Annotated in this window: 30 protein-coding genes; 16 read left to right on the forward strand and 14 right to left on the reverse strand. The window is 37.8% G+C overall.

From position 1 onward, the window contains the following. The gene (locus MLC52_RS08320) at window positions 1-279 is read right to left on the reverse strand and encodes a hypothetical protein (RefSeq protein ID WP_151899975.1); all 279 of its coding nucleotides are present in this window, start codon (window positions 277-279) and stop codon (window positions 1-3) included. Then, window positions 276-1,202 carry a 16S rRNA (cytosine(1402)-N(4))-methyltransferase RsmH gene (gene rsmH, locus MLC52_RS08325; RefSeq protein WP_434580008.1) on the reverse strand — a complete coding sequence of 309 codons (927 nt, stop codon included), beginning with the start codon at window positions 1,200-1,202 and terminating at the stop codon, window positions 276-278. The genes MLC52_RS08320 and rsmH overlap by 4 nt, the downstream gene beginning before the upstream one ends. Window positions 1,203-1,310: 108 nt before the next feature. On the opposite strand from rsmH, the gene MLC52_RS08330 reads away from it, so the two are divergent. From MLC52_RS08330 to cobA, 10 genes are all read left to right on the forward strand, one after another. Beyond that, complete coding sequence (locus MLC52_RS08330) at window positions 1,311-2,291, forward strand: response regulator (protein WP_434580010.1); 981 nt, start codon at window positions 1,311-1,313, stop codon at window positions 2,289-2,291. Window positions 2,292-2,522: 231 nt separating this feature from the next. Then, window positions 2,523-2,849, forward strand: coding sequence for a hypothetical protein (locus MLC52_RS08335; protein ID WP_151899972.1), 327 nt, complete (start codon window positions 2,523-2,525; stop codon window positions 2,847-2,849). Between the two features lie 42 nt (window positions 2,850-2,891). Then, window positions 2,892-3,545 (forward strand): c-type cytochrome, encoded by a 654-nt coding sequence (locus tag MLC52_RS08340; RefSeq protein ID WP_151899971.1) that lies wholly within the window; start codon window positions 2,892-2,894, stop codon window positions 3,543-3,545. Continuing rightward, window positions 3,535-4,983, forward strand: a complete 1,449-nt coding sequence (locus MLC52_RS08345; RefSeq protein ID WP_346388978.1) for a cbb3-type cytochrome c oxidase subunit I — start codon at window positions 3,535-3,537, stop codon at window positions 4,981-4,983. The genes MLC52_RS08340 and MLC52_RS08345 overlap by 11 nt, the downstream gene beginning before the upstream one ends. Before the next feature lie 9 nt (window positions 4,984-4,992). After that, window positions 4,993-5,145 (forward strand): hypothetical protein, encoded by a 153-nt coding sequence (locus MLC52_RS08350; protein ID WP_188110045.1) that lies wholly within the window; start codon window positions 4,993-4,995, stop codon window positions 5,143-5,145. A gap of 57 nt (window positions 5,146-5,202) precedes the next feature. Beyond that, window positions 5,203-6,840, forward strand: a complete 1,638-nt coding sequence (locus MLC52_RS08355; protein WP_346388979.1) for a cytochrome D1 domain-containing protein — start codon at window positions 5,203-5,205, stop codon at window positions 6,838-6,840. 207 nt (window positions 6,841-7,047) lie between these two features. After that, a complete protein-coding gene (locus MLC52_RS08360; protein WP_151899968.1) occupies window positions 7,048-7,356 on the forward strand; it encodes a c-type cytochrome in 309 nt (102 codons plus the stop codon). Further along, on the forward strand, window positions 7,356-8,477 hold the full coding sequence (locus MLC52_RS08365; RefSeq protein WP_434580014.1) for a radical SAM protein: 1,122 nt from the start codon (window positions 7,356-7,358) through the stop codon (window positions 8,475-8,477). Before MLC52_RS08360 ends, MLC52_RS08365 begins: the two co-directional genes overlap by 1 nt. Beyond that, window positions 8,477-9,583: a cytochrome D1 domain-containing protein gene (locus MLC52_RS08370; protein ID WP_346388980.1), complete on the forward strand. Its 1,107-nt coding sequence runs from the start codon at window positions 8,477-8,479 to the stop codon at window positions 9,581-9,583. The genes MLC52_RS08365 and MLC52_RS08370 overlap by 1 nt, the downstream gene beginning before the upstream one ends. Then, on the forward strand, window positions 9,576-10,310 hold the full coding sequence (gene cobA, locus MLC52_RS08375) for a uroporphyrinogen-III C-methyltransferase (RefSeq protein WP_151899965.1): 735 nt from the start codon (window positions 9,576-9,578) through the stop codon (window positions 10,308-10,310). Before MLC52_RS08370 ends, cobA begins: the two co-directional genes overlap by 8 nt. Here the strand turns inward: cobA and MLC52_RS08380 are convergent. Together MLC52_RS08380 and MLC52_RS08385 are read right to left on the reverse strand one after the other, a co-directional pair. Next, window positions 10,307-10,786 carry a tetratricopeptide repeat protein gene (locus MLC52_RS08380; RefSeq protein ID WP_151899964.1) on the reverse strand — a complete coding sequence of 160 codons (480 nt, stop codon included), beginning with the start codon at window positions 10,784-10,786 and terminating at the stop codon, window positions 10,307-10,309. The genes cobA and MLC52_RS08380 overlap by 4 nt on opposite strands. Before the next feature lie 13 nt (window positions 10,787-10,799). Then, on the reverse strand, window positions 10,800-10,994 hold the full coding sequence (locus tag MLC52_RS08385) for a hypothetical protein (RefSeq protein WP_151899963.1): 195 nt from the start codon (window positions 10,992-10,994) through the stop codon (window positions 10,800-10,802). A gap of 65 nt (window positions 10,995-11,059) precedes the next feature. On the opposite strand from MLC52_RS08385, the gene MLC52_RS08390 reads away from it, so the two are divergent. Continuing rightward, window positions 11,060-11,407 carry a hypothetical protein gene (locus MLC52_RS08390; RefSeq protein ID WP_434580017.1) on the forward strand — a complete coding sequence of 116 codons (348 nt, stop codon included), beginning with the start codon at window positions 11,060-11,062 and terminating at the stop codon, window positions 11,405-11,407. Between the two features lie 55 nt (window positions 11,408-11,462). Next, window positions 11,463-12,356 (forward strand): glycosyl transferase, encoded by an 894-nt coding sequence (locus MLC52_RS08395; RefSeq protein WP_151899961.1) that lies wholly within the window; start codon window positions 11,463-11,465, stop codon window positions 12,354-12,356. 20 nt (window positions 12,357-12,376) lie between these two features. Here the strand turns inward: MLC52_RS08395 and MLC52_RS08400 are convergent, their stop codons facing one another. Genes MLC52_RS08400 through MLC52_RS08420 form a run of 5 tightly spaced genes read right to left on the reverse strand, consistent with a single transcriptional unit; the run spans window position 12,377 to window position 16,732 of the window. Next, window positions 12,377-12,760: a thioredoxin family protein gene (locus tag MLC52_RS08400; protein WP_434580019.1), complete on the reverse strand. Its 384-nt coding sequence runs from the start codon at window positions 12,758-12,760 to the stop codon at window positions 12,377-12,379. Then, window positions 12,753-14,558 (reverse strand): multiheme c-type cytochrome, encoded by a 1,806-nt coding sequence (locus MLC52_RS08405; protein WP_434580020.1) that lies wholly within the window; start codon window positions 14,556-14,558, stop codon window positions 12,753-12,755. Before MLC52_RS08405 ends, MLC52_RS08400 begins: the two co-directional genes overlap by 8 nt. Next, window positions 14,555-15,757 carry a cytochrome-c peroxidase gene (locus tag MLC52_RS08410; RefSeq protein ID WP_434580022.1) on the reverse strand — a complete coding sequence of 401 codons (1,203 nt, stop codon included), beginning with the start codon at window positions 15,755-15,757 and terminating at the stop codon, window positions 14,555-14,557. The genes MLC52_RS08405 and MLC52_RS08410 overlap by 4 nt, the downstream gene beginning before the upstream one ends. Before the next feature lie 31 nt (window positions 15,758-15,788). Continuing rightward, window positions 15,789-16,166: a hypothetical protein gene (locus MLC52_RS08415; RefSeq protein WP_151899957.1), complete on the reverse strand. Its 378-nt coding sequence runs from the start codon at window positions 16,164-16,166 to the stop codon at window positions 15,789-15,791. Next, complete coding sequence (locus MLC52_RS08420) at window positions 16,166-16,732, reverse strand: precorrin-2 dehydrogenase/sirohydrochlorin ferrochelatase family protein (protein WP_434580024.1); 567 nt, start codon at window positions 16,730-16,732, stop codon at window positions 16,166-16,168. Before MLC52_RS08420 ends, MLC52_RS08415 begins: the two co-directional genes overlap by 1 nt. 135 nt (window positions 16,733-16,867) lie before the next feature. Here MLC52_RS08420 and ahbA point away from each other — a divergent pair, with 135 nt between their 5' ends. The 4 genes from ahbA to MLC52_RS08440 are packed head-to-tail and all read left to right on the forward strand — an operon-like array spanning window position 16,868 to window position 18,730. Next, window positions 16,868-17,872 (forward strand): siroheme decarboxylase subunit alpha, encoded by a 1,005-nt coding sequence (gene ahbA / locus MLC52_RS08425; protein WP_434580026.1) that lies wholly within the window; start codon window positions 16,868-16,870, stop codon window positions 17,870-17,872. Between the two features lie 12 nt (window positions 17,873-17,884). Further along, window positions 17,885-18,289, forward strand: a complete 405-nt coding sequence (locus MLC52_RS08430) for a hypothetical protein (protein WP_418640507.1) — start codon at window positions 17,885-17,887, stop codon at window positions 18,287-18,289. Between the two features lie 16 nt (window positions 18,290-18,305). Then, window positions 18,306-18,440: a hypothetical protein gene (locus MLC52_RS08435; RefSeq protein WP_269138907.1), complete on the forward strand. Its 135-nt coding sequence runs from the start codon at window positions 18,306-18,308 to the stop codon at window positions 18,438-18,440. Continuing rightward, window positions 18,437-18,730, forward strand: a complete 294-nt coding sequence (locus tag MLC52_RS08440; protein WP_151899954.1) for a hypothetical protein — start codon at window positions 18,437-18,439, stop codon at window positions 18,728-18,730. Before MLC52_RS08435 ends, MLC52_RS08440 begins: the two co-directional genes overlap by 4 nt. A 10-nt stretch (window positions 18,731-18,740) precedes the next feature. Here the strand turns inward: MLC52_RS08440 and MLC52_RS08445 are convergent, their stop codons facing one another. The 5 genes from MLC52_RS08445 to MLC52_RS08465 all read right to left on the reverse strand — a co-directional run bounded on the left by MLC52_RS08445 (window position 18,741) and on the right by MLC52_RS08465 (window position 22,623). After that, window positions 18,741-19,043, reverse strand: coding sequence for a metal-sulfur cluster assembly factor (locus MLC52_RS08445; RefSeq protein WP_151899953.1), 303 nt, complete (start codon window positions 19,041-19,043; stop codon window positions 18,741-18,743). A gap of 22 nt (window positions 19,044-19,065) precedes the next feature. After that, entirely contained in the window at window positions 19,066-20,304 is a 1,239-nt protein-coding gene (locus MLC52_RS08450) for a hypothetical protein (RefSeq protein ID WP_418640509.1), read from the reverse strand. 8 nt (window positions 20,305-20,312) lie between these two features. Next, window positions 20,313-20,660 (reverse strand): hypothetical protein, encoded by a 348-nt coding sequence (locus tag MLC52_RS08455; protein WP_151899951.1) that lies wholly within the window; start codon window positions 20,658-20,660, stop codon window positions 20,313-20,315. Between the two features lie 86 nt (window positions 20,661-20,746). Further along, on the reverse strand, window positions 20,747-21,394 hold the full coding sequence (locus tag MLC52_RS08460) for a Crp/Fnr family transcriptional regulator (RefSeq protein WP_434580028.1): 648 nt from the start codon (window positions 21,392-21,394) through the stop codon (window positions 20,747-20,749). Further along, window positions 21,391-22,623, reverse strand: coding sequence for a glutamate-5-semialdehyde dehydrogenase (locus MLC52_RS08465; RefSeq protein ID WP_151899949.1), 1,233 nt, complete (start codon window positions 22,621-22,623; stop codon window positions 21,391-21,393). Before MLC52_RS08465 ends, MLC52_RS08460 begins: the two co-directional genes overlap by 4 nt. Window positions 22,624-22,636: the final 13 nt, after the last annotated feature.

The raw sequence follows: 22,636 nt of genomic DNA on the forward strand, positions 1-22,636 counted from the left end.
TTAAAAGAGAGTATCTAGTATTTGATTTTTAAATTTTATCGACTCAACAGAAGCACGGATGAGTTTGTTTTCTTCTTTGAGCGTATCATACTCTACTTTGAGTTTTGCAATATCTCTGCTTTTAAAGTAAATTTGCTCTGTAATGTAAATTTTAGGAAATGCAAACATGGCTATAAATGTCAACACCAGCAACATATATAAAAAATAGTTCAGACCTAACTTTTGTTTTGATATGACCAGATTATCAAGTTCATCTAAAAGTTCGTTCTTTTCACTCATTTTTCACCCATTTGGAACAGACGCATTTTTGCGCTGCGGCTCCTGACATTTTCTTTGAGTTCTTCATCTGTAGCCGTAATCGGTTTTTTCGTTAAAATCTTTCCTAACTGATTATTGTTTCCACATGTACAGCGAAATGCCTCAGGAGGACATATGCATGATTTGGACCATTTGGAAAACTCTCTTTTAACAATCCTGTCTTCAAGAGAGTGAAAAGATATTATTGCTACTTTTGCATCCGGCAGTTTTGCTTCTTCTATGCTCTTGAGCAGTGATCTGAGTTCACCGAGTTCATCATTTACTTCTATGCGGATTGCCTGCATCAAAAGTGTTGCAGGATGAATTTTCTTGCCTCTTGGCATATGTGGTTTGACGGCTTCACTTAACTCTTTTGCAGAAACAAAAGGACGGTTTTGCACAATAGCATTTGCAATTTTTTTATAGTTTCTGAGTTCTCCGTATTCTAAAAGTATTTTTTCAAGTTCGCTTTTAGCATATTCATTCACTACATGTAAAGCACTCAGTGGTGCTTCTTTGTCCATACGCATGTCAAGTGTCTCACTCTCGTACGAAAAGCCCCTCTCTTTTTGGTCAAGCTGCAAAGAAGATACCCCTATGTCTGCAAGAATGCCTTTAATTTCGCCGGGATCAACCTCTTGCAAAATTTCTTGCATCACATTTGAAAAACGGCCTTTTCTTATACTTACTCTCTTACCGTATTGTTCAAGACGTTTTGTTGAAAAGTCTATAGCGGTCTGATCCTGATCAATTGCTATGAGTTTTATATTTGGATTGGCTTCAAGTATCATACAGGAGTGTCCGCCGTACCCCATGGTACAGTCTATCACTATACCCTCTTGTAAATCTTTAAAAGCTTCGACAACCTCTTTATATAAAACCGGAACATGTGGAATATTTTGCAAAAGACACCCTGTCAATAGAAATTTATTAGTGATTATACAGCAAATTTGATTTAGGTTTAATTTTTTATACTGTATGATTTACTCCAAGAACAAAAAAAGGGTCTTCTTATGGTTTTACAGTATCAAAATGAGTTACTTGCTCTGGCAGCTATATTTCTGCTCATACTCATTTATCTTGGAATAAAACGAAAAAACAAAACAGAAGCTGACACAAAAGCGGCTAAAAAAGAAGAAGCACTCAAAGCAGAGCAAAGTGGACAAAGTACTGCAACACCACAAAAAAAGATTCAAGAAAAAAAAATACAACATTCTGTGCCAAGGCATGCAAAGATAACAAAAGAAGATTTTAAAATATTTGCCGGGGAAAGAATTCTTTTGGCCGAAGACAATCTCATCAACCAAAAAGTAATCCTTGGAGTCCTTGGAGACAGCGGTATAGAAGTTGTTGTGGCAAATGACGGACAGGAAGCACTTGACATCCTCAAAACAGACAAAAATTTTCTCATTATACTCATGGACGCGCATATGCCGAGAGTTGACGGGTTTGAAGCCACCAGAGCTATCAGACATGATCCGCAGAACAATCATATCCCCGTCATTGCACTGAGTGGAGATACGGCAAGTGATGACATTAGAAAAATGAAAGAAGCCGGTATGGATGAACATCTTGAAAAGCCTTTGCAGGTCGGTGCGTTGTATGATATTTTGTATCATTACTCAAGCAGAATCTCTTCTGCTGAAGAGAATTCTTCGGATTTACCAACTTTAGATACACACAGAGGATTGCAGGTATGCGGGAATGACAGTGGTTTTTACCATGATATTTTAAAAGAGTTTCTTGTCGCCTACAGCAACTCAGCAGAGGAGTTGGAAATTTTATTCAAAAACAATAAAACAGATCAGGCTGACAGTCTGTTACTTGACATCATCGGTGTCTCTGCAAATATTGGGGCGGATGCTTTAACTGCCTGTGCAAACGATATTAAAAACAAAATAGCCAAAAATGAAAGTAGCGATCTTACTTTATATAAGAAAAGAGTTCAAGAACTTATCCAAAGCATTGAGAATTATTTTCTTACATGTAAGTAACGGGATAAGCCTAAGCAACTTACATATAAGAAAAACTATTACCAATCTACACATATAAATAATTCCTTAAATAAATAACAAAATTCATTCACCTAATGTAACACTAATTATAAAAATAAGATAAAATCATTATGTTAGTCAATAAAATTGATTTATATCAATATTATTGGTATCAGAAAAGACTAGAATACATATGATTCTAAAATATTAACAGAGTTTAAGGAGTGTAAAATGATCGATCCATCTATAATCAGACCGGAAATTGCGTTGGATGATTTTCTAACTATATTTGTATCGTCAGCACTTGTGTTAGTTTTTGGAGGATTTTATGTTGGTATATATACTGCAGTAAAAGTTAAACTACTAAAACCGTGGAGTATGCTTTTTGCATACATGTTTTGGGTATTGACTGCCTATTGTTTGTATTTAATGGGAAGTTTAATGCATGTCGGGGAATTTACTGCAAAAGCTTTAGTTGTCGCAGCAATTGGATTGTTTTTACTTCCATTTGCTGTTTATTATATGCAAAATCAGGTTCATGAAGAAAATGAACACTGATTGTTAATATATATTTTGACAATAAATTTATAGGAGGATACAGTGGCTAATAAATCTGTATGGAGTGACAATCGTTTCTGGCGAAGAACAGCAACGTGGGTTACAGGTTTTGCATCAGTTCTTTTAATTTGGCTAACGTTTGATACGTCAGCTCAGATTGCAATGGGAAATGATCAGGATCTACAAAACAAGGTGACGAAGAGGGTTCCAGGACCTACCGTTATAAATTACAAAATCACGTATGAAATGAGCGCAAAACGTGGTCATGAAATTCCTGTGATTGGGGAAAAAGAAAAGTTCTTTGGTAGAGATGACTATTCTGAAGAAGAAGCCGGGGCTTTACTTCACTTAGGCAAGTTGGGCTCACAGGCCAAAAACTGTATGGATTGCCATACTCTTTTAGGAAACGGAGCTTATTACGCACCAGATTTAACAAAAGCATGGTTGGACCCTGCATGGGGACCAGATGGTGCGATGCAGGCTTTAACGGGGAAAAACACAAAAGAAGAGGCGATGGCTGAATTCCTTATGCATCCGGACCAGTATCCTACACATGCCCGTATGATGCCGGACTTAGGTATCACAGCAAAAGAGGCTAAAGGTTTAGTTGCTTTCTTGAAACATATGTCATCTATTGACACAAATGGCTTCCCAAGAAACTTTGGAAAAATAAAAGGAGCAGTTCATGGCAAGTAAATATTTAACAGGTGTCGGAAGTGAATCAAAACAGTTGGCAACATGGTACTTTACATTTGCAGCTATTCTCTTTGGCGCCCAATTACTTTTCGGGTTAGTGGCAGCGATTCAGTATGTAATGCCTGGTTTTTTATATGGCGTTCTGGACTTTTCAATTGCCAGAATTATACATATTAATGCACTCGTTGTTTGGATGGTCTTTGCAATGTTTGGTTCTGTTTACTGGTTACTGCCGGATGAGACAGGAATTGAAACAGTCGGTATCAAAATCGGAAAGCTTTTGTTTTGGATTTTTGCAGCAGCAATCGTTGTCGTTGTACTTGTATACCTGTTCATTCAGGTAGGTCCTGCAGATGCAACAACAATCTGGTTTATTACAGAGGGTCGTGAATATATTGAAGCACCTCGTTGGGCTGACTGGGGCATTGTCGTTGTAGCTCTTGGATTTGTCGGAAATCTTTTCTTAACAGGAATGAAAGGGGAACAGACAGGAATTGTCACCGTTCTTATGGCAGATATGATTGCCTTTGCAGGTCTTTATTTGGCCGGTATGTTCTTTACGGACAATATTTCAGTTGATCAGTACTGGTGGTGGTGGGTAATCCACTTATGGGTTGAGGCTACCTGGGAAGTTTTCGTTGGCGCGATTGCGGCTTACGGTCTTATTACTATGATTGGTGCGCACCGTAAAGTTGTTGAAATGTGGTTATGGATAGAAGTTGCAATGCTTTTCGGTTCAGGTATTCTTGGACTTGGACACCACTACTTCTGGATTGGAACACCTGAGTACTGGTGGGAAATCGGAGCATTATTCAGTGCACTTGAACCGTTACCGCTTGTAGCTATGTTTATTCACGTTCTATATGACTGGGGTAAAACGCAAGGTGCAGAAATGGCAAATGAACATACAGATGAAGATCATGTAAAATCTGTTATTACCAATCGTCCGGCATTCACATGGTTTGTCCTTAATGCCTTTGGTAACTTCCTTGGTGCCGGTATTTGGGGATTCTTCCATACACTGCCACAGGTAAACCTATATACTCACGGTACGCAGTTTACTTCGGCACACGGTCACCTGGCCTTCTTTGGAGCCTATGCGACTATCCTTGTCGGTATGATGTATATTGCGGTACAGGGTACAAACGGTATAAAAGTTATGAAACATACCAAAGCATCTCTATGGGCTGTTAGCCTGATAGTTAGTGGGGTAGTCGGCATGACCGTAGCACTTACGATTGCAGGATATGTACAGGTTCTTGTTTCTCGTGCACAAATGGGTGCTACCTGGGCAGGATATTTTGACGGTCAAAGCGGAATGTGGTTTTCTCAAGCAATGGATTGGAGACTCATTATGGGTGTTGTTACATTCACAGGTTTCATATTCTTGGCAAAAGATTTACTTACAACTGGTAAAAATCCAGTACACGAAAGATAAGGAGATACAATGTTTGAACCATTTACAGATGTCAACCCGAGTTTTTTCGGTTGGCTTAACCAAGGTCCTTTGACCTTAACAATTTTTCTGCACACTATAATAATACTTCCAATGATTTGGATCTATTTTCAGGAGAAGAAACGTTTGGAAAATGAAAACTAGTCGGTATTGACTCTTTATTGAGTCAATATCTAATCATATTTTAGAAGGAGAAATAAAATGAGATTAGGTAAATTAGTTATATCAGCTGCAGCGTTTGCAGTTGTCAGTTCAGGTCTGTTTGCGGGTACTTCGCATATGGATGTTGAGAAAATGTTCGAAAAAGAGTGTCAGGGTTGTCACGGTCCAAATCATGAAGGGGGCGTCGGTGCGGATTTACGTCCTGCAAAATTAGAAAAGAAAAATGCATACAATCTGGCTGAAGTTATTTTAAATGGTCGCCCCGGAACTGCAATGCCTGCATTTGCAAATAAAATGAATCAAGCAGATGCACAAAAAATGGTGGATTATCTTCAGCATTTCAAAGGTAAAAAAATAGAAGTCCTTACGCTCGATGCGGTAAAACAAGGCTGGAAAAAACTTAATGATAGAGCAAAGCTATTAAAAAAATATCCGCATGCAGTGGATGTAAAACATGTTACGGATATTTGTTTTGTTACAGAACGTGATGCAGAAAGAGTTACTTTTATCGATGGCACAAGTGGTAAAATACTTTCACGTCACCCTGCAGGTTTCGCTGTTCACGTAACAGTAACAAACAAACGTCAGCCTCGTTATGCATACTCAATCTCTCGTTCGGGTTTAGTCACTATGTTTGACCTTGCATCAAAAGGTCAGCAAAAAATTGCACAGGTACAAGTCGGTTCCGATTCTCGTGGTTTAGCAGTTTCACCTGATGGAAAATACCTCATGGCAGGAAACTATGTTCCGGGCGGTGCAATTTTAATGGATGCAATGACACTTGAGCCGTTAAAAGTTTACCCAACTTCATCTGTAATTAATATGGACGGAGATATCGGTTCATCTCGTGTAGCAGGTATCTATGATACTCCATACGGTCCATATATTGCATTTGCACTCAAAGATGCAGGGCATGTCTATATTATAGATTATTCTAAACCAAACTTCCCAATTGTCGGAGATATTCCAAATATCGGTAAAATCCTGCATGACGGTTTTGAAAATGAAGGAAAAGAAATAGGCCGTTACCTAATGCAAGCTTCTCAAGGAAGTGATGTAATGGGTGTAGTTGACTTTAAAACAAAATCTTTGGTTGCCAAAGTATACACAGGTCCGGGAAGCAAGCCGCATCCAGGTCAAGGTTCATCATGGTATAATGACAGATACGGTCAACTCTATGCGACAAACAGTATGAATGTCGGTGATGTAGTTATTTGGGACAGCAACTGGGATGTTGTTGCACATGTAAGAACTGCAGGCGGCGGTCTATTTGTCGGTACAAGTGAGCATACACCGTTTATCTGGTCTGATTGTGTACTCGGCGGTCCAGATAACTGGAATAAAATCTACCTTATCAACAAACAAACATTAGAGACTGATAGAATTTTGACAGTCGGTACAAAAAAAGGAACTATTACAGATCCTGTAACGCATAAAACACTTTACAGTTGGAAAGTCCCTACTGTTAAAGATAAAAAAGGCAAAGTAATTATTCCTCGTATTTTACATGCTGAACCTGCTAATCATGGTCATTGGACAATGGTTTCAGAGTGGAATGCCGGTCGTATCGGTATTTATGAAGCGAAAACCGGTAAATTTGTTAAATATATAGAAGGTTTGACAACACCGACGTTTACATATTCTATCGAACACAGACAGTCTATTCCTGGCGCGTAGACTCTACTTTTATATTTCTCCCTTTTTTGGGAGAAATCCTCTCATTACTTGATATAAATCATCTTTTTTTTCATAATATTTTTTTATAATTATATATCTAAGCTTTTTATTTAATTTTTCCCTGTTTTTTGGGATTTATAAGCAAAATTTCAAGTAAATTTTCGCTACAATATAAGCAATATACAGTTCTTAAAAAAGGGAGATGGAGTGAAAAAACTGATTATTCTTTTTTTACTTTTTTGCTCTGTGGCTTTTGCACAAAAGCCAGATGGTAAAAAAGTCTTTCAAACTTACTGTTGGGGATGCCATCATCAAACAGCAATGGCCTTTGGTCCTCCGTTTTCCCAAATTGCCGCAAAAAGAACAAAATCTGAAATAGAAGCCTATATCGCTTCTCCAAAATCAATGTACAAAGCTTTTGGCTACAAAAGAACTGTTATGACACAGCTTCATCTCAATGCACAAGAGCTCGATGCCATCAGTGACTATATTCTCTCTTATAAAGGTAAAAAATAATGTTTCGATTGTCAAATCTTATCGCCTCCGTTGTCGAAGAAAAAAAAGAGAGGATTTTAGACGGCAGTATCGCCATTTGGAACTTTACCAACCGCTGTAATCTCTCCTGTCTGCACTGTTACTCAAAATCAACCTTGGATGAAGTAGATACCCTCACAACTGGGCAGATTAAAAAAACCATCCTGGAGATGAAAGCCAATGGTGTAAAATTTATCATCTTTTCAGGCGGTGAGCCCTTAACAAGAAAGGACCTCTTTGAAATCGCCGATTTTTGCAAAGAAAACGGTATCATTACCTACCTCTCAAGCAACGGGCTCTATTTTACAAAGGGCAATATAAAAAGAATTACCGATACCTTTAACTATGTCGGTGTGAGTATAGACGGTGATGAAGCCACACATGATTACTTCAGAGGGCTAAAAGGGGCTTTTAAAGAAACATTAAAATCTGTTTTGCTTGCCAATGAAACAGGCGCAAAAGTCGGTATTCGATTTACTATGACAAAAGACACCATCAATTCTTTGGAATATATTTTTGATTTGGTCGAAAAACACAATATTCCAAAAATATATATTTCCCATTTAGTCTACTCTGGACGGGGACTTGATAACTTGAAAATGGATTTGACAAAAGAGCAGAGAAAAAAAGCGGTTGATTTTATACTTAACAAAGCATTTGAGTATTATGAAACAGGGCGTGACATAGAAATAGTGACCGGAAATATGGAGATGGATGCGGTTGCATTTCTCAATAAGTTTGCACAAAAGTATCCGGAACTTAAAGATAAAATGAGACAAAGACTTGTAAAATGGGGCGGCAACTCCGCAGGTCGAAAACTCCTCAACATAAACAGCGAAGGCGATGTGCGTCCTGACCCGTTCTTCCCGCTTATAGTAGGCAACATTATTCATCAGGACTTTGGTGATATCTGGCAAAACGGAGCATTATTGGATGAGCTGAGAATTCATCCAAGAAAACAAATCAGCGGTATTTGCAGTACATGTAAGCAGATAGATATATGTAACGGCGGCAGTCGCGCACGTGCGTATGCAATAACAGGTAACCTGTGGAGTGAAGATCCATCCTGTTATTTAACCCAAGAAGAAAGAGAGACAGTATAATGAAAATAAGAAAAATTTTAGCAGTTGTATTAACAGCCTTGTCTTTACATGTAAATGCAAGTGCACATGAAAAAGTCTTTGTTGTTGAGAGAGAGAGTAATTCGGTAGCAGTCATAGAAGACGGGCTCCCAAGAAACCATATGGAGCATATGCACAATATGAATCATGGTGTTATGAAGTTTTATGGCAAGGACGGCTATCTTATCTCCCGCGACGGCTATATTATAAGATTTAATCCTGTCAGCGAAAAAAAACTTTCCGAATATAAAACAAGCAAAAGTGCCATAGGGTTTGTCATTAACAAAAACTATGTCGCCGTTGCCAACTATGATGACAAAAGTGTAGATATTTTATCCCGTAATCTGCAGCCCATACAAAAGCTCAAAACCGGTTCACGCAATGTTGGTATAAAAATCTATAAAAACTATCTTGTTTTTTCAGAGATGGACAAAGACACGATTGCCGTTTACAAAGACACAAACAAAGGCAAAGGCAAACCGCATTTTGTTCTCTACAAAGAGTTTAAAGATGTGGGAATTATGCCTTTTGACGCTTTACTTGATGGCAATAAATATGTCAACGGCTTTTTCAACAGTCCCTGGATAGGCGAACTCAACTTGGATACCATGAAATTTAAAAAAATTCCATTACAGTTGGGAGAAAGAGAACCGGTTTTAAAAGTACCGCATTTCGGTTTCTGGTCAGTGAGCCATTCTAAAATCTTCATTCCTGCGGTGGGAGACAACAAAGTTTTTGTCTTTACTCCAAAATTTAAATTTATTACAGCTATTAAAACTGAAGGAATGCCTGTTTTTACTGCCCTTTCACCGGATAAAAAATATTTGGCTGTGACATTCAGCGGTAAAAAGTTTCCGATCATTCAAATCATAGATACAAAAACACTCAAAGTCATTAAAAGATTTCAGTTTGACGGCAAGGTGTTACATGTAAGATGGTCCCGGGAAAAACCTTATCTGTATGTTTCTGTCAATGATGCTAACAAAATCGCTGTAATAAATACAAAAGGATGGTGGTTAAAACGCGAAATTTTTACCATCAAGAAGCCTTCAGGTATTTTTATTTATGAGGAAAAAAACAATGAGTAGAGTTTATTTAACCGGTGCCGGACCCGGAGATATTGAGCTGTTAACAATGAAAGCACACAGAGTTATCGGTGAGGCCGATGTCATCATATATGACCGTTTGGCAAATCCGGAAATATTAGAAATGACAAAAGACGGATGTGAATTTGTCTATGTCGGCAAAGAAGACGGCAGGCATACACTTCCTCAAGAAGAGATAAATGAAGTTATTTACCAAAACTCGCTCAAGCACAATGTAGTTGTCCGCTTAAAAGGCGGAGATCCTTTTGTCTTTGGACGCGGCGGAGAAGAGGGAGCATATTTGCATGAAAGAGGTGTAAAATTCGAAATTATTCCCGGCATCACCTCTGCAGTCAGCGTTCCTGCCTATGCCGGCATTCCGGTCACTCACCGTGGCATTGCCGTGAGTTTTCGAGTAGTTACAGGGCATGAATCCCCAAACAAAAAAGAGTCCCAGATTGCCTGGGAAAATTTCAAAACAGATGACACCATCGTATTTTTAATGGGACTGCATAATCTTTCTAAAATTTCATCAAAACTGATAGAAGTAGGCAAGCCTGAAGATTATCCCTGCGCTGTCATTTCACGCGGTACGACAAAAGACCAGAGTGTTGTTGTCGGAACACTCGGTGATATTGTGCAAAAAGCAGAAGGTGTACCAACTCCCGCACTCATTATAGTCGGAAAAGTTGTTACACTCAGAAAACAGCTTGACTGGTTTCATCACTAATAGTTTTGTAACTTATACTCTTTATACAAGAGTGCAGCTTCGGGATTTCCTGCGTCTATAGCCTTTTGGGCCCATTTCTTTGCCTCTTTGAATTTGTTTTGTGTAACATAGATTTCACTTAACAGATAACAGGCTTTGGTATCACCCTCTTTTGCATTTTTTTTCAGCCACTCTGCGGCTTTGTCAAAATTCATTGTCTGCATATAAATACGGCCTACATTTTGCAGCGCTTTTTTATGCCCCGCTTTTGCCGCACGTTCTAACAGTTCGGCTGCTTTAGAGATATTTTGTTCTACTCCATACCCGTTGTAATACATCAGCGACAAATTATAGGTTGCATTGATACTCCCCTGCTTCGCTTCTGTGTCTAACAATGAAAATGCTTTTTTATAATTTCCGGCATGAAAGGCTTCAAAAGCAGCATCTGACCCGTATAACAATGCACTCAGCAACAGTATAGAAAGTAATTTTTTCATACAATTCCTTTTGTCATATATAATACAATAAAGAGGAGAGAAACAGGGCACCCAAAAATGTTACCGCTAACATTACAGAGCGTTTTTGAGACTCTTGTATCCCGTGATGTGCCTCCAGATAATCACTGAGTCGAATTGCCGGATAGATTGTAAAAATAAACATTGGGAAAGTCAGCACCAAAATAATCATAACATCGTGAAGTGTCATCAAAATTCCTCGAAATTAAATTTTTCTTTATAATTATTATTATATCATATAACAAAGGGGTTACTATGAAAAAAATCATAATTTCGACGATTTCGATACTTTTAAGCACTCTGCTTTTCAATGCCTGCTCAACAGCAAAAATATCATCCGAAGATGTAAAAACAGCTGATTTCACACACTTCAAACATGAGATTCCACTCAAAAAAGTCCATACTCTCATTCGCGAAGCCGGTGAAAAAAACGGTTGGAGAATCACTGAGTTTAAAGAAAATATGCTTATCGGAGAAAAAGAAGAAAATGGTAAAATGAAAGCAGTTACCATTACTTTTGCAAAAAATTATTTTAATATCTCACCAAAAGACGCTGATTTGCAAGAAGCTATAAAAAAAGAGGTTGAAGCGACAGAAGAGTAGTTATATTTATATACTTTTGATACACTTGATGCAAGAAAAAAACAAAAGGTATTGAATGGATTTTTTTAAATATATACATGCGGTAGGCACCGGTCCAAAAGGCAACAGAGATTTAAGCTTTGAAGAAAGCAAAGATATGATGGAGCAGGTTTTGAACCAGAGTGTTCCAAGCGAACAAATTGCCGCATTCCTGCTTGGATGGAGACTCAAGCCTGAAACGACAGAGGAGTTCCGAGGAGCTTTAAGCGCATGTGACGAATATACCCGCAAAGAGAATATTCCGGATTCAATAGAATTGGGATACCCTTTTGACGGTAAAGCAAAAAATCCGTATATATTTCCTCTGGTTGCGCAAATGTTAGAAAAGACAGCATTGAAACTTGTCATTATGGGAGATGAAAAACAGCCGGCAAAAGATGGTATCACCACTAAAAATATATGCCAGGAGATAGATCTTCATCCAAATATTAAATATTTTGACAGAAAAGAGTATTGCAACAAACTCCATAAGCTGACAGATATCAGAAACAAACTGGGACTCAGAAGCGGGTTCAATACAATAGAGAAACTTCCAAAAGCTGCAAACAGCAAATATGCCATTACAGGCGTCTTTCACAAACCTTATGTCAAGAAATATGTTGAAATTTTTGCAGACAGATATGAACGTTTTGCCTTAATTCAGGGGAATGAAGGAACACCGGAACTTTTCAGCAAAGGACGCCTTTGGATGATTGAAACAGATGAAGTCAAAGAGATCATTATAGACCCGCAATACTACGGCATACATTATAAAAAATCCTGGGACCAGATCACTCTTGCAGACTCACTCGAACAACTTAACAACCCTTCTGATGAATATTTAAAACTGGCAAAACTCAATGCCGCAGTCTATCTTTTTATAGCCCAACAATACAAAACAATTGATGATGCTTTTGAAGCTTTGCAATAAAAACATCAAGGAGTAAACATCTACTTTTGCTTTAAACACCCGGCTATATCACTGGGTTTCATATGTCCTCGCAATGCCTTGCAGCGAAAGAGCTCATTTTCGTCAAGAAAAAAGAGCGTTGGATATTGCACAGTATAGAGCATTTCTATAGGAAAACTCTCTTTTTGTTTTTGATAGACTATAACAAAAACTGCATATTTTTCAATAAGCGATGAAACTTTTTTGCTGTTGATAATTTTAAAAAGCTCTTTATTGCAGGCAGCAGAGTGTTTTTTTGTCAGATAGACCATCAGTATTTTATTTTCCTGAACAGCTTTTTGATGGGCATTGCTGTAAGAGTTTTCAAGTATAAATGATTCTCCCTCCATGAAAAAGAAACAAAGCAATACAAGAAGTCTAATCAAAATCTTTTTCCAGATCTGCTATTGTAATTACCGGCGGATCCGGAAGTTGCGGGTATGCCGCTTTGACAATATTTGTCACCCATTGCGGATAAATTCTAAAGTTAAGCTTTATGTTTACATGTAAAGGATACTGCAGCTCTTTTTGCAATGAAAATTTTTCTACAACCCGTTTGCCTGCAGGGATTCTTGTATCTTTGAGCAGTTTTTCATATCGCCAAAAAAACAATCCTACCGGTTTGCCCTCTTTGTCTCCAAATACTTTGTTGAAAATGACAGAACCTTTTTGAATCTCTCCCTCTTTATTCAGTTTTCCGCTGCTAAAAACAATTTTTCCGCTTTTGTCTTTTACTGTTATATCAAGCCAGAGTTCCCGAAAATCTGCCGCGCCTGTCGGGAGTTTGTGTCCAGCCCCCACATTTTTTACACCTACAGACAAAACCCCTTTGTCAAGTTTCACATCCAGTTTTGCCGATGTTTTTAAAAGCTGTATGGACTGAGACTCATTCTCTTTGTTTTTCAAGCCGGCAAGAAAATGGTTTCCGCCTGCAAAATAGTGTACTTTGATATCCTTTTTATGTTTTCCCCCGAGAGTTGACCTGCCTTCAAGCGGAGAGAATTTTCCGTTTTTCAAATAGGTCATATGGCAGTCGATACACTCTTTGTGCTCCTTTGGCTTCTTCGGATTGTTGTAGGGTGATTTTTTCCACTGTTCGTACGTTGAGACAACTTTTTTCCCGCTATGCGGCAGAAACTCATTATGACAAGAAGCACAATACTCGCTTTTTTTGTATAAAGGTTTCATATACTCCTGTTTATGAACCTTTGGCTTTGCATTGATAAGCTTCTGCGTGATCCAGACTTTCATATCTGCATGCGCATCTTCATACAGATATTTTTTTCTTTTTGTAAGATTAAGACTGTAGGAACTGTTTCCCGTCGGCTTTGCATCTGTTATACGGTGGCATGCAATACAGGAAACACCCTGTTCAAGTCTGTTTGGATGTTTTTCAAATTCATTTATCAGATTTTTTGATCCCTTGGTAAAAAGCGGTTCCGGCATAATATTGTCTTGCATAAAATGTGTAGTTCTTTCCTGATGCATACTCACGGCACTCGGATTGTGGCAACCCATACACCATTGTCTGAACTCTTTGCCTCTGTCCATTTCGGCTAAATTTTCAAGCACCATATAGTATGGATTGGAATCGGCAAGATGCCTGTGGTTTGAATCCGCCCATTGTTGAAAGACAGCCGGATGGCAGGCCTTACATGTAACGGAGTTTGTCCAGTCTATGCTGTGGTGATGTTTTGCACCGTCTGTAAAGATGATATTTGTCAGTTTCTCTGAACTTGAATAGGCATAGTTTGGGAAGAATATCAGCAAGAGAGGAAGAACAGCTGTCATTTTTTTTACTGCAAAAAACTTTCTCAGATGCAGTGCAAAAAAGAACAGCAAGACAAAAGAGCCATAAAGATGTATATAGTATGAGATAATACCATAGATATCACCGCCTCTGTTGCCTATCAAGAACAGGTACGTTCCGCTGACGAGCAAAAACACAAACACAAAAGCAAATGCCAATCCGCTTTTGCTTTTGTGTTTCATAATTATCATACTCTCATAAATATGCTTATATAAAAAAGGAAGCACAAAAAACAGTGTAAGGACTACAGAACCAAAAATGTGAAGAAATTCTATCACTCGAAAATAGGACCATTGCAGCGAAAAATAGTTCATCAGCAAAATTCCACTGACAAACATAAAGAGAATATCAAGGTTTATATATAAAATTTTCATTGCAGTTCCTTATACTCGACAACATCACCTTCAAGTGACTTTAAAAATGCTACGATTTCATCTATCTGTATCTCTGTTAACTCCATGCTTAACTGATATTTCCCCATAATACGGACAGCTTCCCGTAAATCAAATACGGCTCCGTTATGAAAATAGGGAGATGTTTTCGTTACATTTCTTAAAACAGGTACCCGAAAAAGCTGTTCATTGTTTTTTCCCAAAAAGCCGCCTTTATTTTCAAATGGATATCTGCTGTAGGGTTTGATATTGAAATCAAAAGCAGCTACATCACGACCGATAAACTCTGTGCTGAAAATTCCCGTTACATCTATGATATGATTATAATTGCGTGTCGGAAACTTTTGAATTGTCTGTCCTCCGACCGTTATACCGGTATGGCATCCCTTACATCCAAGCTGAATGAAATTTCTGAAACCTCTTTTTGCCTCCTCACTCATAGCAGAGTCATCACCCTCTAAAAATCTGTCATAGGCACTTCGGGTAAGCAGCGTTTTCTGATATACATCCAAAGCCTTACACACATTTTCAAAAGTCACTCCGTCTTCAAAAACTTTGTCAAACTTTTGTTTATATGCATTGTTTTTTTTGACTCTTTCTTCGACCTCTTGCGTTGATAAATTCATTGTATATTTGCCATGTATCATCGGAGCAATAGCAGATTTTGAAGTTGTTGCAGACCCGTCCCACATTCTGTATTTTGCCAAAGCAGAATTTAGGATTGTAGGGGTATTTAAATGATTGGGAGCGGTTTTTCCTTCTGTACCAATAGCAGTTGCAAGTCTGTCACTGCCGCTTTGATCTTTTATATGGCATACCATACAGTCAGTTTTGGCCTGCGGACGAGTCAGGTCATCTAAAAACTGCTTTTTATTGTGCGGATTTTCACCCAACATATGACAAGAAGCACAACTGACTGATGTGTCCTGAGAAAGTATTTTGTCAAAATACAAACTTTTGCCCAAGGCAACTTTCTCTTTTGTTATCGGGTTCTCTTTGGAATCAAGCAGTTTTAAAAAGCCGCTATACTCTTTTGGTATAGGAGACATGCCTCTGCTTAAGGCAATTTCCCGAAGTTTCTCATCACTGTAAATTTCTTTTGGTTTGTTTGGGATTATATAAGGGAGCAGTTCTATCCATACAACAATAATAAAAATTGCCAGGAAAGTCAAACGTAGCATAATGCACTCCCTTTATAAAACGAATATAAGATTAGATACCAAAAAACTTTTTCAGCCAGTCTCTTTCTTCTTTTGTCTCTATATAGATTTTTCTCACTGTTTGATTTGCATCACCAAGGACGACAACATCATTTCCGATAACTTTCAAATGTTTTTTTCCCCACTTCTGGTCCAGTTCATCCATACGGTACAATGAATCTGCCGCATCCGGTTTCTCTTTGGTCCCTGTTCTTGTATCTACAATGGCAAGACCCCCGATTGTTTTTTCAAACTTATACGGACTGTAGACTTTAATCTCTTTGTAAATTCTGTGCGGCTTTGTATCCGGGGTAGCTTTTTGTATCGCTATAAACCCAAGTGCAAAAAATGCAAACAACATCCCTAAAAACAATCCTTTTTTAGCATTCATTACTGACTCCAATTTTCTATATATTTTTTTGCTTTTTCATCAAGCATTTTCATTCTCTCTTTTCCTTTGGGCAAACTTTTACGCAGTTTTTTCATCTCCTGCAAAAACTCCGAAATTCCACCTGGAATCATCTTTTGCAGATACTTTCTTAAATGTTTTGCCATTGCAGGAGAAGCACCTGAAGTTGATATTGCAATAATCAGATCCTCTTTTTTTACATACGAAGGAAAAATAAAATCACAATAGGCCACTGAGTCCACAGCATTACACAAACAATTGTACTGCTTGGACTCCTCAAATATCTCCGCCTGCAGTGCAATACTGTCCACAGCAACCACTACAACAGCAAACTCCCGTATATCACCTTTTGTGTACTTACGCTTTTCATACACAAGATTTTCTTCCTGTATACGTTGCAGCATCTCTTGTGAAAATTCATTTGCAATGATATGTATGTCTTTTGTAAAATCAAGAAGATGTTCCAACTTTTCATACGCAACATTTCCGCCACCTACTATAAGAATTTTTTTACCGTCTAATTTTAAAAATGCCGGAAAATAAGCCATTCCAAATACCCTTACTTAAGTTTTTGTAATCTAATCATAACATATACAGACATAAAGTTCTTGACAAATATCAATTTAAATTTAGATAAAGATAGATACAATCATTATGCTAAAAATTAATATAAAGTAATACAGATGAAACAAGAGATACTTTCAAGAATACAGAAAAAGTTTCCGTTGGTACAAAAACCTTTTGAGGTGATTGCTGATGAGTTGGGTATGCGAGAAGATGAAGTTTTAGAGATATTGCAAGCAGAAAAAAAAGCAAATATCATACGTCAGACTTCCGCCATATTTGACACAAAACGCCTGGGGTACAAATCATCTCTGGTTGCGTTTAAAATTCCCGAAGAAAAAATCAACAGTGCCGTAAAGATTATCAATGCCCATCCCGGTGTTTCGCATAACTACGAAAGAAACCATGATTTTAACATCTGGTTTACCATGGCAGTTGCACCTGATTCTGTTTTGGGTTTAGAAAGAACAATACAAACGCTTGCCAGCCTTGCAGAGGCAGATGATTATATTGTTCTGCCTACCCTGAAGCTTTTTAAGATCAATGTCAAACTCAATACGACAGGAAAAGACGAAAAAAAAGAAGAGGTAAAAAAAGTTGTCCATAAAGATATAGAACTGACACCTTTACACCATAAAATTATTCAGAGAGTACAGTATGACATTGACTTTGTCAGCGAACCGTTTGCTGATATCATCAATGATCTTGATATAGACTACGAAACCTTTTTCAATACCCTGCAGGAGTTGCAGAAAGCCGGTGTCATGAGACGGTTTGCTTCCATATTAAACCACAGAAAAGCAGGTTTTAATGCAAATGCCATGGTTGTCTGGGATATTGATGAAACACTCGGCGATGCCATAGGTGCAAAGGCAGCGGCTTTTTCTGCCGTAAGTCACTGCTACCTGCGTCCAAAATACAAAAACTGGCCCTATAATCTCTTTACAATGGTCCACGGAAAAACGACCCAAGAGACAAATGCCATGATTGCGGAGATGGCACAGGAGATAGAATCAAAAGACTACATGCCTCTGTACTCATCAAAAGAGTTTAAAAAGGTAAGAATTGAGTATTTCACACCCAAATTTGCCGAATGGGAAAAAAAACATGCTACAGTTGCATAAAGGAGAAATATAATGGAAAGATTTTTTGAACTGGAAATTGCATATATTGTAATAGGAATATTTTTTTTGGCCATTACCGCCTTTGTCACAACAAGGGATTTTATGCCAAAAGGTGCCTTTAAAAAAGGAATGTCTGGTATATTTGCCATATTTGCCATTATGATAGGTATTCATTATTTTGTAACTACCAAAAGAATGCAGGGTGTCAAAGAAATCTTTAATGAAGGCAAGACTGTTATCTGTGAAAACAAGATGAGAAGAACCATTTCACAATCTGTTTTGATTTCAAAAAAGCTTGGATGGAGACTTGATGGTGATTACTTCAAAAATCCTGATTTTATCAGAGATTTTCATACGGCAAGATGCGTAGACTATTCACCTATTGCCCCAAAAGATGAGACTGAAAATGATAAGTAAACTCAAAAGATATGGTATGGCTGTCATTTTTTTGTTTTTAGTTGTCATTTTAATGCTGCTGGGAACCCTGGGTGTCAAAGATTTTGGAGATCAGATGTTTAAAGATGCAAATATTACAATTACCCCAGAAGGAGAAAGGATACATTTATGAGTTTGACATTTTTGTTGAGTATTGGAATTGTTCTGACAATTATCTTTCATTTTTTAGGCGTGTATGCCGGTGCTAAAAAAATAGTATGGATTGCCATTATTCTTATATGGGCTGCTGTTATTTCTGTTGCAACAAGTGAAGTCAAGCCGAAAGCCTATGATGATATAAAAAGAATGCAGGGTAAATATAAAGATACAGACCGACTTATAGACGAAGCGATGCCAAAAGTTTCGGTATATGAAATGATACTGATAAAAAACAGTTATTTAAAACATGAGCCTCAAGAGTAGGCTCATACAATCAGGCAGCACCCAGTGCTTTTTTGACATTTTCATCAGCCATGGAAATATTCCACTGCGGTTCCCAGACAACTTCTACATCAGCACTTTTTACATTTGGCAGTTTTTCTACTGCTTCTTTTACCCATTGCAAAATCATCTGATGCATAGGACAGGCCTTTGTTGAAAGCGTCATGACTACTTTAGCATTCCCCTCTTCATCACAACTGGCATCATAGATAAGACCCATTTCCACAAGATTAAAACCTACTTCCGGATCTATAACCGTTGAAATTGCCTGAAATAATTCATCTTTTGTATACATGTAATTCTCCTCTTCTAAAATTTTATGCTTTAAAATTTATCATATAAAATACATTTCTGATAAATGCCAATGTTCCTATAAAAAGAAAAGAAGCACCGGCATGCAGCAATGCATCACCTTTTGTAAGTATTGCGATGGTAATCAAAACAACACCGACTGCACAAAATACAAACTGAGCCTGCGAACTTTTGTACGGTACCATATCTGCCAGCATCGGAACCTTCTGTTTCCCTACCAATGGTGAAAACTTTTCAAACCAGACCAAAAACGGAATTATTTTGTAAATATGCCCTGTAATCAAAAAAGCAAAAAATCCAAAAAAGAACAGCCACATAGAGGCCAGTAAAAATTCCTCTTTTTGTGTCAGAAAATAAAACACGACAATCACAATGGAAACCAACATGGAAATATAAGAGAACATCAAAGAGACCGCATAGATATCGTTCTCTTTTCTTGGTCTTGTACTGTAAATTATATAGATAAGATAGAAATAGACGATCATCGAAACAGCTGCCAAAGCATAGCCGGTATAGGCCAGTATATCTATCTTAAAAAATGAAGATATGACAACACTCACAACAGCCATACTCATCATAATCAAAGAAATCTTTAACGGTTTCAAAGAAAAGCTGTGTGAGAGCGTAAACATAGGAACAAGCACAATAGAGAGTCCCATAATGGTTATCGCAATGTAACCGCCTAAAACCGCATAGACATGGGCCTTCAGCAAGGATGCAATATCCAAAGAAACTGTTCCGGCATAAGAGAGTGCCATTAAAAGCCCAAAAATTATTCCGAAGAACAAAAAAGTGTTTGAAATAAGCAGACTGCTCATCACCAAAGTTAATTTTTTGACTTTAAATATTGTTAAAAAAATTTCGCCTACAAATATCAGCATAGATATCAATACAGTCACACCGCCGTAAGGCAGCAGCGCGGGAAAATACAAAAATCCGAACACCATGAGCAGTGTACCCGTGAGCAGCAACGGCCAAATTGCATAAAAAAGTTCTACACCAAAGTGTCCGACTTCAAGAACAACCGGAACCAGTTGTGCCATTGCACCAAAAATCACCATCATGACAAAACCCAATAAAAACAGATGTACAAATGCCATCATATCCGGGTTGACAAAAGAGAGATTTGCAGCATCAAATGAAAAAAGATAGACTGATGCAAAAAAATAAAACAGGCTCCCTATCAGGAAAAAAGGAGCTATCAGTTTAAACGGCGGTGCAAAGTCCTGCGATATTTTTACCATTACTCAACTCAACCGCCACAACTTGTCTGTGTCAAATCAGATTCACTTGCAGCATCTTTGTTATATGAAAAAACAACTTTTACCAAACCGTCATCCAGCTCTTGTATATCATACTTCACATCATCTTCAAGTTTTGCAAAAAGTCCTCCCGGTGCTTTATGGTTTATCATCACCAAAGTGTCATTAGTTCCTTTTATAAGAGCCAAGCCTGCCATTGCATTTACCATTGGGTGTGGCGGCCCCTCTTTTGATGTATCAAAATAATAGGTACTTTCTCCATCTTTTTGCAATTTATAAAAATCAACGGTAGCGCCGTCAACAACTATTTTTTCAGCTTCATTGGGTATATGTGACATTATCAATCCTTTTACTTATAAGATTTCATGATTGTAATCAAGAAAGCGTAATAACAGGTTGACCAATATCAATAAAAAGAGAAAAATCACTCAAAAAGGATGGTTAATGCCTCTTTGTTTGTAATTTTGTATGAACTTGCCTCTTTTTTTACAAATTCTAACTTTGTAAATTTCTTCAGTATTCTCGAGAGTGTCTCGGGAGTCATGTGCAGATATTGTGCAAGCTGATTGTTTTTCATCTTCAGTGCCTCGTCATTTTCACAAATATATTTTGCAACTCTTGCCGTTGAGTCCAGAACAACATTCAAGGCTATCACATTGTCAAGATGCTTGATTTTTTGGGTCAGTGATTTAAAAAGAGCCAAAGAGATATCTTGATTTCCAAGAAAATACTCTTTGAATTTTTCAAAGTCTATCTCTAAAACACTCCCGTCACTTTCAAAAGCAGCAGAAGCAGGATAAGGAATACCTTCAAAAACCGCCATTTCGGCCACCATGCTTTTTGGTCTAAACCGATGCAGAATAATTTCATTGTTTTTTGGATCTATTTTATAAATTTTCACAACACCTTCAAGCACCATCGTAAGATGCTGTGCTTTGTCTTTTTCATAAAAAAGAATTTCACCTTGAGAAAAACTTCTCTTTCTTGTGATTGAAAGTAACAGTTTCAACTCTTTTTCATTGAGATTTTCAAAAAAAACAATACTTTTTAATTCGTCAATTGTCAACATCATCTTATCTGCCCGCTTCCGTAAATTTTGTATTTATACGTTGTCAACCCTTCTATTCCCATAGGCCCTCTTGCATGGAGTTTGTTTGTACTGATTCCCACTTCTGCACCAAAGCCAAAAGCGCCTCCGTCTGTAAAACGGGTAGAGGCATTGACATAAACTGCCGCTGCATCAATGTTGTTTAAAAATTTCTCTGCTGTAGTGATATTTTCAGTAACAATAGCTTCCGAGTGTCCTGAGCCGAAACGTACTATATGCTCAATTGCCCCGTTGACACCCTCAACAACCTTCAAATTTAAAATATTTGCCAAATACTCAGTATCATAATCGGCATCTGTCGCCTCTGCAACACTGATTATTTCCTGAGTTTGCACACAGCCCTTTAATTGTGTATTTGCATTGTCAAACGCCTCTTTTAAAAGAGGAAGTACCTCTTTTGCTATTGTTTTGTCTACCAACAGTGTCTCCATAGCATTACAGACACCCGGTCGTTGTACTTTTGCATTCAATGCAATTTTTACAGCGCTCTCAATATTTGCGTCCTTGTCTATATAGGTATGACACTGCCCTTTGTCATGTTTGACAACACTTACCGTTGCATTTTCACTGACAAATTTTATAAGCCCTGCTCCTCCGCGAGGAATAATCAGATCTACATATTTATCCATTTTGATAAGTTTGGCCACACCTTCACGGGAACTGTCCGGAATCAAAGATATAAGAGATGTCGGCAAATCATGATTTTCCAAGACTGCTTTTAAAACTTTTGCGATTGCTTTGTTTGAGCGTTCTGCTTCTTTGCCGCCTTTAAGGACACAGACATTTGAGCTCTTAAAACAAAGAGCAGCTGTATCACTCGTAACATTAGGGCGTGATTCGTAAATTATACCGATAACCCCAATAGGAATACTCACTTTTTCTATTTTCAGCCCATCTTCAGTCAACCACCCGTCAAGTACGCGTCCTACCGGTTCTTTGAGTGCAGCTATCTCTTCTACAGCCTTTGCCATGGACTCTATTCTCTCCTCGTCCAAAAAAAGTCTGTCCATCAATGCAGAACTTAATTTGTTCTTCTCACCTTCAAGCATATCAATAGCATTTGCTTCTATAAGATCCATAGTATTGGCACGTAAAGCATTTGCCATTTCATGTAGTATTTTGTTTTTATCACGTCCGCTCAAACTGTTAAATACTCTACTCGCAGTCTTTGCTTCTTTTAAAAATTGTTCCATATCCTCACCCATT

This window comes from Sulfurimonas sp. NW15 (genome assembly GCF_051132285.1).
Classification (GTDB): Bacteria; Campylobacterota; Campylobacteria; order Campylobacterales; family Sulfurimonadaceae; genus Sulfurimonas; species Sulfurimonas hydrogeniphila.

Bases quoted from the DNA above. Each gene is read 5' to 3' on its own strand.
- MLC52_RS08320 (WP_151899975.1), bottom strand. From the start codon at position 279: ATGAGTGAAAAGAACGAACTTTTAGATGAACTTGATAATCTGGTCATA.
- MLC52_RS08330 (WP_434580010.1), top strand. From the start codon at position 1,311: ATGGTTTTACAGTATCAAAATGAGTTACTTGCTCTGGCAGCTATATTT.
- MLC52_RS08335 (WP_151899972.1), top strand. From the start codon at position 2,523: ATGATCGATCCATCTATAATCAGACCGGAAATTGCGTTGGATGATTTT.
- MLC52_RS08345 (WP_346388978.1), top strand. From the start codon at position 3,535: ATGGCAAGTAAATATTTAACAGGTGTCGGAAGTGAATCAAAACAGTTG.
- MLC52_RS08350 (WP_188110045.1), top strand. From the start codon at position 4,993: ATGTTTGAACCATTTACAGATGTCAACCCGAGTTTTTTCGGTTGGCTT.
- MLC52_RS08355 (WP_346388979.1), top strand. From the start codon at position 5,203: ATGAGATTAGGTAAATTAGTTATATCAGCTGCAGCGTTTGCAGTTGTC.
- MLC52_RS08365 (WP_434580014.1), top strand. From the start codon at position 7,356: ATGTTTCGATTGTCAAATCTTATCGCCTCCGTTGTCGAAGAAAAAAAA.
- MLC52_RS08370 (WP_346388980.1), top strand. From the start codon at position 8,477: ATGAAAATAAGAAAAATTTTAGCAGTTGTATTAACAGCCTTGTCTTTA.
- cobA (WP_151899965.1), top strand. From the start codon at position 9,576: ATGAGTAGAGTTTATTTAACCGGTGCCGGACCCGGAGATATTGAGCTG.
- MLC52_RS08380 (WP_151899964.1), bottom strand. From the start codon at position 10,786: ATGAAAAAATTACTTTCTATACTGTTGCTGAGTGCATTGTTATACGGG.
- MLC52_RS08385 (WP_151899963.1), bottom strand. From the start codon at position 10,994: ATGACACTTCACGATGTTATGATTATTTTGGTGCTGACTTTCCCAATG.
- MLC52_RS08390 (WP_434580017.1), top strand. From the start codon at position 11,060: ATGAAAAAAATCATAATTTCGACGATTTCGATACTTTTAAGCACTCTG.
- MLC52_RS08395 (WP_151899961.1), top strand. From the start codon at position 11,463: ATGGATTTTTTTAAATATATACATGCGGTAGGCACCGGTCCAAAAGGC.
- MLC52_RS08405 (WP_434580020.1), bottom strand. From the start codon at position 14,558: ATGAAAATTTTATATATAAACCTTGATATTCTCTTTATGTTTGTCAGT.
- MLC52_RS08410 (WP_434580022.1), bottom strand. From the start codon at position 15,757: ATGCTACGTTTGACTTTCCTGGCAATTTTTATTATTGTTGTATGGATA.
- MLC52_RS08415 (WP_151899957.1), bottom strand. From the start codon at position 16,166: ATGAATGCTAAAAAAGGATTGTTTTTAGGGATGTTGTTTGCATTTTTT.
- MLC52_RS08420 (WP_434580024.1), bottom strand. From the start codon at position 16,732: ATGGCTTATTTTCCGGCATTTTTAAAATTAGACGGTAAAAAAATTCTT.
- ahbA (WP_434580026.1), top strand. From the start codon at position 16,868: ATGAAACAAGAGATACTTTCAAGAATACAGAAAAAGTTTCCGTTGGTA.
- MLC52_RS08430 (WP_418640507.1), top strand. From the start codon at position 17,885: ATGGAAAGATTTTTTGAACTGGAAATTGCATATATTGTAATAGGAATA.
- MLC52_RS08435 (WP_269138907.1), top strand. From the start codon at position 18,306: ATGGCTGTCATTTTTTTGTTTTTAGTTGTCATTTTAATGCTGCTGGGA.
- MLC52_RS08440 (WP_151899954.1), top strand. From the start codon at position 18,437: ATGAGTTTGACATTTTTGTTGAGTATTGGAATTGTTCTGACAATTATC.
- MLC52_RS08445 (WP_151899953.1), bottom strand. From the start codon at position 19,043: ATGTATACAAAAGATGAATTATTTCAGGCAATTTCAACGGTTATAGAT.
- MLC52_RS08450 (WP_418640509.1), bottom strand. From the start codon at position 20,304: ATGGTAAAAATATCGCAGGACTTTGCACCGCCGTTTAAACTGATAGCT.
- MLC52_RS08455 (WP_151899951.1), bottom strand. From the start codon at position 20,660: ATGTCACATATACCCAATGAAGCTGAAAAAATAGTTGTTGACGGCGCT.
- MLC52_RS08460 (WP_434580028.1), bottom strand. From the start codon at position 21,394: ATGATGTTGACAATTGACGAATTAAAAAGTATTGTTTTTTTTGAAAAT.
- MLC52_RS08465 (WP_151899949.1), bottom strand. From the start codon at position 22,623: ATGGAACAATTTTTAAAAGAAGCAAAGACTGCGAGTAGAGTATTTAAC.